At 59.5% G+C, this 14,009-nt stretch carries 12 protein-coding genes; 7 read left to right on the top strand and 5 right to left on the bottom strand.

Going from position 1 to position 14,009, the window contains the following annotated elements:
* Window positions 1-98: 98 nt before the first annotated feature.
* Window positions 99-725, bottom strand: a complete 627-nt coding sequence (locus ACN0WW_RS12165) for a YceI family protein (protein WP_417612844.1) — start codon at window positions 723-725, stop codon at window positions 99-101.
* Window positions 726-987: 262 nt separating this feature from the next.
* On the opposite strand from ACN0WW_RS12165, the gene ACN0WW_RS12170 reads away from it, so the two are divergent.
* The 3 genes from ACN0WW_RS12170 (at window position 988) to ACN0WW_RS12180 (ending at window position 4,937) form a co-directional block, all read left to right on the top strand.
* The gene (locus ACN0WW_RS12170) at window positions 988-2,268 is read left to right on the top strand and encodes an amidohydrolase family protein (RefSeq protein ID WP_417612846.1); all 1,281 of its coding nucleotides are present in this window, start codon (window positions 988-990) and stop codon (window positions 2,266-2,268) included.
* A gap of 9 nt (window positions 2,269-2,277) precedes the next feature.
* Window positions 2,278-2,979, top strand: a complete 702-nt coding sequence (locus ACN0WW_RS12175) for a prolyl hydroxylase family protein (RefSeq protein WP_417612848.1) — start codon at window positions 2,278-2,280, stop codon at window positions 2,977-2,979.
* 125 nt (window positions 2,980-3,104) lie between these two features.
* Entirely contained in the window at window positions 3,105-4,937 is a 1,833-nt protein-coding gene (locus ACN0WW_RS12180) for a DUF885 domain-containing protein (RefSeq protein WP_417612850.1), read from the top strand.
* A 314-nt stretch (window positions 4,938-5,251) separates the two neighbouring features.
* On the opposite strand, the gene ACN0WW_RS12185 is transcribed toward ACN0WW_RS12180, so the two are convergent.
* Window positions 5,252-6,907 (bottom strand): hypothetical protein, encoded by a 1,656-nt coding sequence (locus ACN0WW_RS12185; protein WP_417612852.1) that lies wholly within the window; start codon window positions 6,905-6,907, stop codon window positions 5,252-5,254.
* A gap of 578 nt (window positions 6,908-7,485) precedes the next feature.
* Between ACN0WW_RS12185 and ACN0WW_RS12190 the strand changes: the two genes are divergently transcribed.
* The 3 genes from ACN0WW_RS12190 (at window position 7,486) to ACN0WW_RS12200 (ending at window position 10,699) form a co-directional block, all read left to right on the top strand.
* A complete protein-coding gene (locus ACN0WW_RS12190) occupies window positions 7,486-8,103 on the top strand; it encodes an HdeD family acid-resistance protein (protein ID WP_417612854.1) in 618 nt (205 codons plus the stop codon).
* A 200-nt stretch (window positions 8,104-8,303) separates the two neighbouring features.
* Window positions 8,304-9,461, top strand: a complete 1,158-nt coding sequence (gene argE / locus ACN0WW_RS12195) for an acetylornithine deacetylase (protein ID WP_417612856.1) — start codon at window positions 8,304-8,306, stop codon at window positions 9,459-9,461.
* Between the two features lie 176 nt (window positions 9,462-9,637).
* Complete coding sequence (locus ACN0WW_RS12200; protein ID WP_417612858.1) at window positions 9,638-10,699, top strand: fatty acid desaturase family protein; 1,062 nt, start codon at window positions 9,638-9,640, stop codon at window positions 10,697-10,699.
* On the opposite strand, the gene ACN0WW_RS12205 is transcribed toward ACN0WW_RS12200, so the two are convergent.
* Genes ACN0WW_RS12205 through ACN0WW_RS12215 form a run of 3 tightly spaced genes read right to left on the bottom strand, consistent with a single transcriptional unit; the run spans window position 10,696 to window position 13,329 of the window.
* Window positions 10,696-11,235: a DUF1003 domain-containing protein gene (locus ACN0WW_RS12205; protein ID WP_417612860.1), complete on the bottom strand. Its 540-nt coding sequence runs from the start codon at window positions 11,233-11,235 to the stop codon at window positions 10,696-10,698. The two genes, ACN0WW_RS12200 and ACN0WW_RS12205, sit on opposite strands and share 4 nt — an antisense overlap.
* Before the next feature lie 37 nt (window positions 11,236-11,272).
* Window positions 11,273-11,752: an asparaginase domain-containing protein gene (locus ACN0WW_RS12210; RefSeq protein WP_417612862.1), complete on the bottom strand. Its 480-nt coding sequence runs from the start codon at window positions 11,750-11,752 to the stop codon at window positions 11,273-11,275.
* Window positions 11,749-13,329 (bottom strand): lysine--tRNA ligase, encoded by a 1,581-nt coding sequence (locus ACN0WW_RS12215; protein WP_417612864.1) that lies wholly within the window; start codon window positions 13,327-13,329, stop codon window positions 11,749-11,751. Before ACN0WW_RS12215 ends, ACN0WW_RS12210 begins: the two co-directional genes overlap by 4 nt.
* A 90-nt stretch (window positions 13,330-13,419) precedes the next feature.
* Here ACN0WW_RS12215 and ACN0WW_RS12220 point away from each other — a divergent pair, with 90 nt between their 5' ends.
* Window positions 13,420-13,998, top strand: coding sequence for an NnrU family protein (locus ACN0WW_RS12220; RefSeq protein ID WP_417612866.1), 579 nt, complete (start codon window positions 13,420-13,422; stop codon window positions 13,996-13,998).
* Window positions 13,999-14,009 lie beyond the last annotated feature (11 nt).

A 14,009-nucleotide genomic window follows, 5' to 3' on the forward strand; every position in this document is an offset into this window, starting at 1 on the left:
TATGGCCAGCGGCAGCTTTTGGCGCGCAAGCAGAACCTGCTTCAGCACAGGCTGGCTGGCGGGAATGCCAACCAGACCTGCACCGGCCATGCTTGCGATCAGTCCTTTTCAAAAGCGACGTGAATTTCAAGCTGAACGGCGTCCGAGACCAGCGGCAGAGCGGTATCAATGCCGAAATCGCTGCGCTTGATCATTGTGGTCGCGGAAATGCCGACGGTCAGCTTCTTGTTGAAGGGATTGTTTCCCGCGCCCGTAAATTCGGCATCCAGCGTGACCGGCTTGGTGATGCCATTCAATGTCAGGTCGCCCTCGATCGTGGCGGCATTGCCGCTGACATCGACGCTGGTCGACACAAAGCGGGCGTCGGCTGGCTCAGGGCCGAAGAAATCGGGCTTCGCGCCATCCTCGCCGGGGCGCAAAAGATGGTCCGTCAGCCCGGCGCTGGCAGTGGTCACCTTGCCGACCGGAATCGTGACATCAACTTTGGCCGCAGACGGGTTCGCGGGGTCCAGTTTGAGTGTACCTGACACATCGCCGAACAGGCCGATATAATCGCTGAAGCCGAAATGGTTCACTTCCCACGCGATCAGCGAATGGGACGGGTCCGCAGAATAGCTGCCGGCGACGACGCGGGTTGCATCCATCTGTCCTGGCACTTCGGGGGCGGACTGCGCGAGCAGAGGCGCGGTTGCAGCAAGGGCAAGCAAGGCAAGGGGGAGGCGCATGATAAATCTCCTAAAGATACACAGACCAGCCCGATCAGGAGTTGATATGGCTGGAAGCTGTCATCAACCAAATCTTCGTTGAAACAGCCGGTCTTGTCAATTCGGGGGGGCGAGCTCTGCCATGCAATGCGCGACCAAATCCGGCTCCCGCAGCCGGAGACCGAGCGCCCAACCCGAACGGGAGGGACACCGCATCACCCTTTCCTGTTGCAACTTTCCGCAGCTCCAAGCAAAAGCGCACCGCAATGATAGGAGACATTCGATGATACGCGCGCTCAGCCTGACCATATCCACGCTGGCACTGGGGATGGTATCAACCAATGCCATAGCACAGGACCAGATCATCCGCGTTGGCAATCTGCTGACCGATGCGGCCTCTGCCCCCAGCGGACCGGCGACGATCATCGTCCGCGATGGCAAGATCGCCGACATAAGGCGCGGTTCCGAGCCGGTAGACGACCCGGGCGCCACCATCATCGATCTCAGCACCAAGACGGTCATGCCCGGCCTCATCGACCTGCACGTCCATCTGACCGGCGATCCGGGTGGCGATTTCTGGAAGGAAACCACTGAGCCCGCCGAATGGGGCGTGGTTGTCGGTGCAAAAAATGCGCTGGTCACCGCAAAAGCCGGGTTCACCACCGTGCGGGAAGCGGGGTCCTCGCAATATAGCGCCTTCTCGCTGCGCCGCGGCACCGCCGAGGGGATCATTCCGGGTCCGCGCATCATCGCCGCAGGGCCGGCCCTCGCGATTGTCGGCGGCCATGGTGACGTGTCCGGCTTTACCGAAGATGTGAACGACCTGCTGACCAGCGGCTACAGCTGCACCGGCGCGGTCGAATGCGCCGCCAAGGTCCGCAAGGCCTCGCGTGCCGGTTCCGACATCATCAAGATCACCGCTACCGGCGGCGTGCTGTCGCAGCAGGGCCGCGGGCTCGATGCGCAGTTCACCAGCGAGGAGATGCAGTCGATCGCTGACACCGCCCATTCGCTCGGCCTGAAAGTCATGGCCCACGCCCATGGCGCACGCGGCATCGAGGCCGCGGCGCGCGCGGGCATCGACACGATCGAACATGGCACCTTCGCCGATGAGGCTGCGCTGAAGGTCATGAAGGCCAACGGCACCGCGATGGTCCCGACACTGATGGCGTTCAAGGGCGTCAGCGAGCGGCTCGGCAAGGGAATTTACACGCCGGTGGTCGAGGAGAAGATCCGGATGACTATGGGCAAGGTCGGCAAAGCGGTCAGCATGGCGAAGCAGATGGGCGTCCCGGTCGCCTTCGGTACCGATGCGGGCGTGTTCAACCATGGCCGCAATGCCGAAGAGCTGCAGCTGATGGTCGATGCCGGCCTGACCCCGCGCGAAGCCGTCGCCAGTGCCACCACTGTCGCCGCCAAGATGCTCGACATGGACAATGAAATTGGCCGGATCGCGGTCGGCTATTCGGCCGACCTGATCGCGCTCGACGGCAATCCGCTGGATGATGTCCGCAAGCTCGAAGATGTCGACTGGGTGATGGTGCGCGGTCGCGTCATCGACTAGGCGCCGTCCATGGCCAAGGGGTTTTCGAAAAAGCAGTCCGAGCGTTACGCCAGCCCCCGGCGGCTGGCGGCAATCGGGCGGCATGTCACAGACACGCTGAACGCCCATCCCCGGGTGCAGTGGCTGGAAAGCCCCTTCGTCCAGCTCTATGTCCACCAGAATTTTCTCAGCGACGCCGATTGCGATCTGCTGATCGCCATGATCGACAGCGACAGCCAGCCATCAACGCTCTATGAAGGCAACAAGAAAGCAGGCTACCGGACCAGCTACAGCTGCAATGTCGATCCCACCGACCCCGATATCCGGCGTATCGATCAGTCGATCTGCGACCTGATGGGCCTGCCGCGGGCGAACAGCGAAATCCTGCAAGGCCAGCGATACCAGCCGGGTCAGCAGTTCAAGGATCATCACGACTATTTCCACGAAAGCGAGAAATATTGGCAACATGAAGGCCCCAACGGCGGACAGCGCAGCTGGACCGCCATGGCCTATCTCAACGAACCGGAGAGCGGCGGCGCGACCGCTTTCCCGCAGCTGGAATATCAGGTCGAACCGCGCCGCGGCATGCTGCTGATCTGGAACAACATGACCCCCGACGGGACCCCGAATATCAACAGCCTGCACGCGGGAAAACCGGTCGAACAGGGCACCAAATATATCATCACCAAATGGTTCCGCCTGAACCAGTGGCAGGGTAGGGATGAGGGTTGAGCCGGTCGCCCCCGGATCAACGCACAACCAGCTTCGACCAACGACATCAGCGGCCCGGAGAATTCGTTGCGAGTGAAACTTTGCCGTGTTAGCTGGACATAACAGTTTTTCGATAGGAACAATCTATGATCAAGCCCTCTCTCGCTCTCCTTCTCGGCACCAGTCTGCTCGCCAACGGCAGCATCGCCATGGCCCAGCCGCTGACCGCAACCAGCGCAGCGACCATGGACCATCACGCAGACGCGGAGATGACCGAGGGCGAAAAGTTGAAGGCATTGTTCGCCAAGAGCGATGAGGAAAACCTCAGGCGCAATCCGATCGGCGCGCTGTTCCGCGGCGATGAACGCTATGCCGACCAGCTCGGCGATTATATCAGCGACGAATATTTCGCCGGGGAAAAAGCCGCCGAAAGTGCTGAACTGGCGGCCCTGGAGAAAATTGACCGCAGCAAATTAAGCGCCACCGACAAGATTGCCTATGACGTGTTCAAGCGCGACAAGCAGCAGGCGCTGAAGGGCTATTCCGACGAAATCATGGCGCTGACCGTGGTCCGCCCGGTCAATCATTTCAGCGGCTTCCACACCTTCTATCCGGACTTCGCGTCGGGCAAGGGGGCGGCCCCGTTCAAAACCGTCAAAAATTACGAAGACAATCTCAAACGCCACAAGCAGTTTATCGAAATCAGCGATCGTTCGATCGACCGGTTCCGGGAAGGCATGGAAAGCGGCGTGGTCGAAACCAAATTGACGATCAACAACGTTATCGAACAGCTCGCCACCCAGATTGCCCTCGGTCTCGACAACAGCCCATTCATGGCCCCGACGAAAAACTTCCCGGAAGATTTCAGCGACGCCGATAAGGCACGCCTGACCAAGGAATATGCGGCGGCGACCACCGATATTTTCGCGGCCTATCAGCGGATGCACGATTTCCTGAAAAATGAATATCTGCCGGTCGCTCGTGAAGGCGTCGGGCTCAGCGCGATGAAGGGCGGCGACATTCTCTATCAAAATCTGATCGAGAACACGACGACCCTGCCGCTCAAGGCCGACTATATCCACAATCTCGGGCTCAGCGAAGTGGCCCGGATCAAGACCGAGATGGAAGCGATCAAGGACGAGGTCGGCTATGACGGCACCCTGTCCGAATTTTTCGAATATCTCCGCACCGACCCGAAATTCCATCCCGAATCCCGCGAAGGTCTGACGCAGGCCTATTATGACATCGGCAAGAAGGTCGATGCGAAGATCGGCGAGCAGTTCAAGATCGTACCAAAATCGCCGCTCGAAATCCGGCCCTATGATGAATCGATCGAAAAATTCCAGGCCGGCGGCTCCTACCAGAGCGGCACGCCCGATGGCTCGCGTCCCGGCATCTTCTATTTCAACGCCTATGATCTGCCATCGCGCAGCACGTCGGGCATCACCACTCTCTATCTGCACGAAGGCGCACCGGGCCATCATTTCCAGATCTCGCTGGCCCAGGAAAATACCGACCTGCCAAACTTCATGCGCTTCGGCGGCAACACCGCTTTTGTCGAGGGCTGGGCGCTCTACGCCGAGAAGCTCGGCTACCCGATGGGTCTCTACACCGATCCCTATCAGCGCTTTGGCCATCTCGATGACGAAATGCTGCGGGCCATGCGGCTGGTCGTCGATACCGGCCTGCACAGCAAGGGCTGGACCCGCGATCAGGCGATCCAATATATGCTCGACAACAGCAGCATGGGCAAAACCGATGCGACCGCCGAAGTCGAACGCTATATCGCGATCCCTTCACAGGCCCTCGCTTACAAGATCGGCGCGCTGACCATTCAGCGGCTCAAGAAGGAAGCGCAAGACGCGCTCGGCGACAAGTTCGACGTCCGCGAATTCCACGATCAGGTCCTGAACACCGGCGCGCTGCCGATGACGGTGCTGGAAACGAAAATCCGCGACTGGGTTGCTTCGCAGCAATAAGGCTTGAGCGCTCCTTCTCCCGCACGGGAGAAGGATGCGCAGACTTGGCAGCTTGCTGTCTAGTCGCAGCTGGATGAGGGTGTACTGCACTTCGATTGGTACGCGCCATTACCGGCAGAACACCCTCATCCAACTCTGCCTAATCGCTAAAGCGATAAGGCACCGTATTCTTCTCCCTCACGGGAGAAGGGGGTTTGTGGACTAACCTGCCCCACCCGCCAGGCATACGAGCGCAGGCTGCGCATTCACGACGATTGATCTCGGAAGACAAGAATCTGTATCAAGCCTCAGCCTTCGAGAGGGCACGACATTGGTTAAAAGCCAAAGAGACCTCGGAGCACATCGAGCGCACTTGCCAAATATTGCATTGCTGCTTGGCCTGTTGGCGTTGAAGCAATAGCCACCGTCGTACCTGTGGCGGCGTAAAGCCGCTCAGCGATACTCAAACGAGACGCAAACAGTCTTTTACGAGGTGTATTTCCCGAGTCTTCTTCAATGTCATCTGACAAGATTGACGGAGAAGGAATCGCAAGAGACATGAAGTCTTCATTTTGCTGTTTAACCGCATCGGCAACCTTGTCCGTATCCTCCGTTGTTTGACCGCCGTCTTTCAAGGCCCCGAGCGCTTCAACGATATTGTGTAACGCTTCTACGACATCGGCACTCAGAGACTTAATTTCGTCAAAGGGGAGCAAAGCGATCGCTTTTTCCCGTTCCTCATCCAGCGGAAAATGCTCGATAAAAAGCTCATGCTTTTCAAACATGGAGAGAAACAAGCTTTCCAGACCTTTACCCCAAAGACTGGCATCGTTACTGCCAAATTCAGCCCTTGCCGCATCCATCCATGGTTTTATCAATCCAAGAATCGGTTGCGCGCCACGTTCCACCAAATGCTGTTCATAACCCGCCAATGATTGCCCAACCACAGGCGGAGTATTTTGTGGCAAGCTTGCCACAATCGTCTGGATCAAACCGCGCAGGATTGCCGGCAATTCGGTGAGATCATGATCGAGTGTGGGAACATCAAATTTGGGGTTAGGGCCGGCGTCGATTTTGCCGTCGGGTGTAGACCTAAACTCCGGACTGCTGGATTCGATAATCTTGTTGAGTGCTTGGTGCTTATTTATAATCTCTTCGGCGGATTGCAGAAGTTGCCGTTGCTGCGCAACCCACCCCTCAATCTCCCGTGTGACCTTGCGGAACAGCGCCATATCGGGACGTTCCTGCCCGCCGGTCCACCATTCATCGGTTTGCTCAAGCAACCGTCCCTGAACGATCAAATCCTGTTCGGGCGGCAAAGCAAATCCGCTGGCCTCTTCCGCCAGCCGCCGCTGGTACCAGCGGCACCAGAAGCCGAGGTCCTGACTGTCGAGATAGGAATCAGCACGACCCCAGCTGTCACTAACCGCATCCGGCATTTGCTTTTCAACCCACAAAGGTTGGCCCAGCAGAGCCAGCGATTGCGCCTGAGCATTATCGCCCGTGGCGAGGCGCAAAATAACGCAATCCTCTTCCAGTTGCTGCCAGAAGGCGGTGGCGGTGGCGGCGTCGGCGGCGAAGGTGGCATGGGCGGCGGCGGTGGCGGCGAAGGTGGCGGCGAAGGTGGCGGCGTCGGCGGCGTCGGCGGCGTCGGCGGCGTCGGCGGCACGGATGGCACGGATGGTGGCGGCGGTGGCGGCGGAGGTGGCACGGACGGCACGGATGGCGGCGGTGGCGGCGGTGGCGGCGGTGGCGGTGGCGGCGGTGGCCATATCATGGGCCGGACAACTGCCCGCGGCCCATGATACGATTATCCCCCGAATCACCGCCGCCGTCAAGATCGGCGGGGTCGCGCGTTCCTGGAACATGTCCGGGTCCAGCGCAAAAGGCAGCGCCCGCAACGCCGAGCGGAGGGCCAGCGCCTGCGCCCATTGGGCTGGCTTGTCTTTCAGCCATTCTGCAAATTGTTCGCGGTTTTCGATCTGCACCATTAGTTTTCGACTATCTCGGCACCATCAGTTTAGCGCAACTGTTATTTGCTGTGTCGTGGTTCGGTCAAATTCCCTCTCCCGAGAGGGACAAGGATGCGACCCACTCTCGTCATCCTGAACTTGTTTCAGGATCTCCATCGGCAGTGCGCGCCATCAAGGGGTCCTGAAACGAGTTCAGGATGACGAAAATAGGGTGACGCACCAATGCTTGCGGCCGAGTCCATACCGGCCGTGACGGCTCCCTCTCTTTTCTCTTCCAGCGCGGCTCGCCCAACGGTCGCTCTCCTTGAAATTTGCCCTAATTTCTTGCCCGTTCGATCTTGAAATTTCCTGTCCCAAAACCACCTTTAATGATATGTTCCGCCCGGGCGTTCGTTCAGGAGATAAGATATGAATATGCGTAATCTGATCCCCTCGAGCTGGCAGGGTGACCGTGACCATTCCCTGTTCGGTAGAGGCTGGTTTGGGCCATAGAATACCGATCGACGGCGGCAGCCGCCATTAACATTTAGGGAGCTGGCCGTTCCGGTCGGTTCCTCCACCAACCCGTTTGACCCCAGGACCAGAGAGCAGCGATCATGACCGAAAAAACACCAAGCCAGACATTCGACCGCCTGCTTTTGCCGGCGCACAACTGGACCGCCTTTCTGATCCGGTCCCTGTTATGGATCGCGCTTGGCGTAATCGCCATTCTCTATCCCTTTTCGGCGCTCGTCGCCTTCACCTTTTTCTTCGCCGTCATCGCGGGCTTGGATGGAATCATGGCGATTATCGCCGCAGTCAAGGGGGCGAAAGAAAAGACCGATCGCTGGGGCTGGCTGATCCTGCGCGGGATTGCCGGTCTGGCTATCGCTGTCCTTTTCGTCCTGATGCCGCTGATGATGACCGTCAGCTATGCTTTTGTCACGGTCGCGATGATCGCGATCTGGGCGATATTGACCGGCGGTCTGGAAATCGGTGCCGCGATCCGCTTGCGCAAGGAAATCGACCAGGAATGGCTGATGATGCTGAGCGGCGCGATTTCGATCCTGTTCGGCGCGGCGATGATTTATATCATGTATGCCGATCCGGCGGCCACCATAGTGTCGGTTGGCTGGCTGATCGGTCTGTTCGCCCTCGCCTTCGGATTCATGCTCGGCTGGCTTGCGTTCAAGCTCAAGAAGCATCACGGCGAACGGATTGGTAATGGAGGGTAGTCCGCGCGACCTACGGATATGGAGAGGTAGCGGGCTTTGAGCCGTTGCACAATTCGCTGTCCTACATAGCGTCGACTGTGATAATCCCCGGCCATGACCAAAGCAAAATACACTCGCCAAAATCCGCCAATTTTTGCCGATTTGGGGCCAGTCGGCTTTCTTTCTCTTAACCCTGTAAACTTTGTAAAGTTCATCGCCCGATGACCGATAGTCTTCTCCCCGCCGCCCGCGAGATTCTCGCTAAACTGATCGCCTTCGACACCACCTCGCGGAACAGCAATCTTGAGCTGATCGCCTGGGTCGAGGATTATCTTGCCGAGCACGGCGTTGCCTCGACGCGCGTCGTCAGTGCCGACGGGTCCAAGGCCAATCTCTACGCCACGGTCGGACCGGATGTTGAAGGCGGCATCATCCTGTCCGGCCATAGCGATGTGGTGCCGGTCGATGGCCAGAACTGGCACAGCGATCCGTGGACGGTGACCGAAAAAGACGGTCTGCTGCATGGCCGCGGGACCTGCGATATGAAGGGCTTTCTGGCGCTGGCGCTGGCCGGGGTGCCCTTGTTCAAGCAGGGCGCAAAGCCGGTGCATCTGGCCTTCAGCTATGATGAGGAAGTCGGCTGTCTTGGCGCGCCGGCGATGATTGAAGAAATGGCGGCGAAGCTGCCGCAACCGGCGCTTGCGATTATCGGTGAGCCGACGATGATGAAGGTGATCACCGGGCACAAGGGCATCACCGTGCATGAAGTCGAGGTGCTCGGCCACGAAGCGCACAGCAGCCTGACCCATCTCGGCCTGTCCGCCAACATGGTGGCAGTCGAGCTGATGCACGATCTTGCCGAGCTGGCGCGGGGTCTGTGGGAAAATGCCGACCCGGCCTCGCCCTTCATCCCGCCGCATGCAACGCTGACCATTGGCCGAATGGAAGGCGGCACGGCGGCCAATATTCTTGCCCGGCGCGCCCGGTTTGTTTTCGATCTGCGCTGCCCACCCAACGACGATCCTGAAACGATACTCGCGCCGTTCAAGGCGAAAATCGCCGCGCTCGATGCCGAAATGAAGCAGGCCTTCCCCGCAGCCGGTGTCACCGTCACCCAATTATCGAACGCGCCGCCGATGACACCGAAAGGGTCACAGGAAGCTGAAGCATTCGTCCGGCGGCTAACCGGCGACAACAGCCCGGCCGGCGTAGTCTCTTATGCAGCAGAGGCCGGACAGTTTCAGCAGTCCGGTTTCGCCACCGTGATCTGCGGCCCCGGATCGATCGAACAGGCGCACCAGCCCGATGAATATCTGGCGGTCGAGCAATTGGAACGCGGCGCGCGGTTCATGATCCGGCTGGCGAAGGAATTGGCCTGAGCGATCAACCAGGCTCCCGGTCGTCCTGAGCCTGTCGAAGGACGAGTGCGCGGACTCGCGGTTTGACAGGCTCGCCACGAACGAATCGCGGACCATCCGGGCTAACGCTACGGCATCGCCAATATTTGTAAAACCCGCTAAAAACAGCTATATTGCGGGGAGAAAAGGATCGCATCATGCCCGCTGTAAAAGCTGCCAAACCCAACGAGATTTTCGCCCGCGACGAATGGGCGGCGCTGACTCGCGTGTCGCGCTGGCACGGCCTGTGGCTGACGGCGCACGGCTGGCTGATGGTGGCGCTGGTCACCGGCGGCACCGCTCTGCTCTGGCAATGGCACTGGCTCGCCGGGCTGATCGCCACCCCGATCGCACTGGTGCTGGTCGGCGGTCGGCAGCTGGGACTGTCAATCCTGATGCACGAGGCGGCCCACGGCCTGCTCCACCCGAAACGCAAGATCAACAATTTCGCTGGCCAGTGGCTGACCGGCGCGGCGACCGGCAGCGACCTGCACAGCTATCGCGCCTATCATCTGACCCACCATCGCTTCACGCAGCAGACGGAAGACCCGGACCTTGGCCTGTCCGCCGCCTTCCCGACCAGCAAGGCGAGCATGAAACGCAAGGTCATCCGTGATCTCACCGGCCAGACCTTTCTCAAACAGCGCGGCAACCAGTTCGCGGTGGCCTGGAAAGGTCTGCAGGCGATGCTGTCCGGTGCACAGGATAGCGCGCCCTCGGCCAAGCGTGACCATTCGGCCGGCACGCCGCTCAACCGCAATGGCGCAGCGGGCGTGGCCGCTCCGGTAATCGATCTGGAAGGCGCGAAACGGACCACCCGGACCGTCGGCCGCTTCCTGCTGGTCCAGCTGATCGTGCTGCTGGTCAGTCTGGCGACGCTGGGCATTGTCCCGTTCCTGATCTGGCTCGCCGCACTGGCAACCACCTTCCAGCTTATCCTCAGGATCCGCAATATCGCCGAACATGCCTGCACCACAACCGGCAGCGAGGACCCGTTCAGCCATGCCCGAACCACGAAGGCCGATATGCTGATGCGGATGACGCTGGCACCCTACTGGGTCAATTATCACAGCGAGCATCATCTGTTCATGGGTGTGCCCTGCTATAATCTGCCAAAGGCGCACGAGCTGCTGATTGCCAAGGGCTATGGCCCGCGGATGACTATTGCCAACAGCTATGCGGACGTCTTGCGGACGGTTACGACGCCGGTTGCGGCCTAGGCCTTCCCGACCGCGGCCTTGATCTCGCCGAGGTCTGCTTCCAGCTTCGCCATCTTCTCGATCATCAGCAAGTCGATTTTCTCGTGCAGCCGGATGATATCGATCTCGGCGCGCAGATTGACCTCATAGTCATGCGCTGCGGCGATCCGGTCCTTGTTGGAGGCCCGGTTCTGGCTCATCATGATGATCGGGGCCTGCACCGCCGCCAGCGTCGACAGCATCAGGTTGAGAAAGATGAAGGGATAGGGATCAAAGCCGGCATCGAACTTGCCCAATATCTTCGAGTTGAGCAGCATCCAGGCGAACAGCACCACCGAAAAGGCAATGATAAAGCCCCAGGACCCGCCAACCGCCGCTACGCGGTCCGACAGGCGCTCGCCGAAACTGGCCCGTTCCTCGGCCAGTTCGCCAACGTCATCGGCCACAATCTGGCGGGAGACAATCGCCTCGAGCACACCCCGTTCTTCCGGCGAAAGCGCTCCGACCGGCTTGTGCAGCAATTGCTCGCTAAGTTGCTCGACTGTCCGCTTCTGCATGGAACCTTCCCCTCCGTCGCGCTATGAAAAGCCTGCCCTAATCGCGGATGAACCGGTGCGCCGACCGGTCCTTGTGGACCTTTTCCGGATCGAACACTTCACCGTTCATCGCGATATAAACGCCGGGTGGCAGCGTCTGGGTCGCCGCGAGGGCAAAACCGACATTGAACTCGGCATCGCTGTTGCGCAGCGTGGCCGGCTGCATCGCGCCGGTCAGCACGATCGTCTTGCCGGCGATGTCAGATAGCACCCGCGCGGTCTGCACCATCGTGTCGGTGCCGTGCGTTACCAATATCTTGTCGGCATCGCTCGCCGCCACCGCTTCATGGACGGCCGCCCGGTCGGCATCGGTCAGCTCAAGACTGTCCTTGCGCATCAGCTGCGTCACCCGGTGCGGCACAAAGACATTATTCTCGGACAGGATATCCGGCAACGCCGTCGCACCGATCTGATATTCCGACAGGGCATCGAAATAGACCTTGTCGATCGTGCCGCCGGTGGTGAAGATATCGATCATGCGAGCGCGTCAGCTATCAGCTTGCGGGTGTTGGCGATCCCGTAGAGCGCGATAAAGCTGCCCATCCGCGGGCCCTGCGACGATCCCAGCAAGGTCTCGTACAGCGCCTTGAACCAGTCGCGCAGATTGTCGAAGCCGCCTTCCTTGCCGATCGTATAGACGATGGTCTGAATATCCTCGGCCGCTGCATCTTCGGGCAGCGCGCCCAGTTCACTGTCCAGTCGCTCAAGCGCCGCCACTTCGACGCCTTCCGGCTTGCGCCGGTGCAGGGTCGGGGCGATGAAGTCCCTGTGATAGGCCATTGCATTGCCGATCAGCTCGTCGAGATCGGGGTAGCGCTCCGGCGTGGCGTCCGGCGCATATTGCCGCAAATAGCCCCAGATCTGCTCGCGATCCGCATCGCCCATGACGCCAACCAGATTCAGCAGCAGGCCGAAGGTGACCGGTATCGTGTCGGTCGGGACATCACCATTGTGCACGTGATGCACCGCGTTGCCGAGCCGCTTGCTGGCGTCCTGATCGTGCCAGTTGGCGCGAAACTGGAAATATTCATCGACCGCCTTGGGGATGACACCCATGTGCAATTGCTTGGCCGACTTTGGTTCGCGGAAGATATAGAAGGCCAGACTGTTCTCGGACCCGTAACGCAGCCATTCTTCCAGACTGAGGCCATTGCCTTTCGACTTGGAAATCTTCTCGCCCTTCTCGTCGAGAAACATCTCGTAGATCAAGCCTTCCGGCTTGCGCGCACCCAGAACCTTGGCGATCTTGCCCGACTGAACGCCGCTGTCGGTCAGATCCTTGCCGTACATTTCATAATCCACGCCGAGTGCGGTCCAGCGCATCGCCCAGTCGACCTTCCACTGCAGCTTGGCACCGCCGGACAGAATATTGTGCTCAATCGTCTCGCCCTGGTCCTCGAACCGGACGATCCCGGCCTCGGCGTCCACGACTTCCACCGGCACCTGTAGCACATGGCCGGTTTTCGGACTGATCGGCAGGATTGGCGAATAGGTCGCCTGGCGTTCCTTGCCCAGCGTCGGCAGCATGATATCGAGAATCTGCTGGTTGCGCGCCAGCACCAGCTTCAGCGTCTCGTCAAAGGCTCCGCTCCGATATTGTTCGGTCGACGACATGAATTCATAGTCAAAACCAAACTGGTCGAGAAAATCGCGCAGCATCGCGTTGTTGTGCGCGGCGAAGCTCTCGAACTTCCCGAACGGATCCGGCACCTGCGTCAGCGGCTTGTGCAGATGCTCTGCCAGCATCTCCTGATTGGGAACATTGGTCGGCACCTTGCGAAAACCGTCCATATCATCGCTGAACGCGATCAGCCGGGTCGGATTGCCGGTCAGCGTTTCGTAGGCATGGCGCACCATGGTCGTGCGCAATACTTCGTTGAACGTGCCGATATGCGGCAGGCCCGATGGACCATAGCCGGTTTCGAACAGCATCGGCTCGCCGCCGGGCTTGGGCGCAGGCGCGCCCCGCTCGCCGCGATAGCGTTTGAGCAGCTTGCGGGCTTCCTCAAACGGCCACGCTTTGGAATTCTCTGCTGCTTCACGATAGTCGGTCACAAATTTGTCCTGTTTTTCTGCCTATGCTGCGCAAATAGTGGCCTTAGCCTGTATAGCAAGTTAGAACAGGACAAAAGCAGGAGATTGGTGATGACATATTTGGTCGCAGGGGTGCTCTTGTGGAGCATCGTTCATCTGATGAAATCGGTCACGCCGGGTCTGCGCGCCTCGATTCAGGGGGCAATCGGCGAAGGACCGCACAAGGGGCTGGCGGCCTTGCTGCTTCTGGCAGCGGTCGGCCTGATGATCTACGGCTGGCGCACGACACCGGCGGAATTTGTCTATGACCCGCCGGTCTGGGGTCGCCACCTGAACATGCTGCTGATGATCTTCGCCATCTATCTGATCGGCGTCGCGCAGGGCAAGTCGAGGGTCAAGCAGTGGATCCGGCATCCGATGCTCACCGGCGTTTTGATCTGGGCGATTGGCCATTTGCTCGCCAATGGCGATAACAAGTCGCTGGTACTGTTTGGCGGACTCGGTGTTTGGGCGCTGATTTCGATCATCACTGTTTCGCGTAACGAAGGTGCCTGGGTCAAACCGGCAGAAGTAGCGACACCGGGCCGGGAAGTGCTCAGCATCATCATAGTATTGGTTCTCTATGCGATCTTGTTCGCCACGCATCAATATTTTGCGGGCGTACCACTCATCGGTTCAACAGCGGTCTGATAGCGACGCTA

Origin of the sequence: Parasphingorhabdus sp. (genome assembly GCF_048269865.1) — a bacterium.
In the GTDB taxonomy this organism is placed as follows: domain Bacteria; phylum Pseudomonadota; class Alphaproteobacteria; order Sphingomonadales; family Sphingomonadaceae; genus Parasphingorhabdus.

Coding starts and splice junctions, on each gene's coding strand:
- ACN0WW_RS12190 (WP_417612854.1), top strand. CDS start 7,486: ATGACCGAAAAAACACCAAGCCAGACATTCGACCGCCTGCTTTTGCCG.
- ACN0WW_RS12170 (WP_417612846.1), top strand. CDS start 988: ATGATACGCGCGCTCAGCCTGACCATATCCACGCTGGCACTGGGGATG.
- ACN0WW_RS12180 (WP_417612850.1), top strand. CDS start 3,105: ATGATCAAGCCCTCTCTCGCTCTCCTTCTCGGCACCAGTCTGCTCGCC.
- ACN0WW_RS12175 (WP_417612848.1), top strand. CDS start 2,278: ATGGCCAAGGGGTTTTCGAAAAAGCAGTCCGAGCGTTACGCCAGCCCC.
- ACN0WW_RS12210 (WP_417612862.1), bottom strand. CDS start 11,752: ATGATCGATATCTTCACCACCGGCGGCACGATCGACAAGGTCTATTTC.
- ACN0WW_RS12165 (WP_417612844.1), bottom strand. CDS start 725: ATGCGCCTCCCCCTTGCCTTGCTTGCCCTTGCTGCAACCGCGCCTCTG.
- ACN0WW_RS12205 (WP_417612860.1), bottom strand. CDS start 11,235: ATGCAGAAGCGGACAGTCGAGCAACTTAGCGAGCAATTGCTGCACAAG.
- argE (WP_417612856.1), top strand. CDS start 8,304: ATGACCGATAGTCTTCTCCCCGCCGCCCGCGAGATTCTCGCTAAACTG.
- ACN0WW_RS12185 (WP_417612852.1), bottom strand. CDS start 6,907: ATGGTGCAGATCGAAAACCGCGAACAATTTGCAGAATGGCTGAAAGAC.
- ACN0WW_RS12200 (WP_417612858.1), top strand. CDS start 9,638: ATGCCCGCTGTAAAAGCTGCCAAACCCAACGAGATTTTCGCCCGCGAC.
- ACN0WW_RS12220 (WP_417612866.1), top strand. CDS start 13,420: ATGACATATTTGGTCGCAGGGGTGCTCTTGTGGAGCATCGTTCATCTG.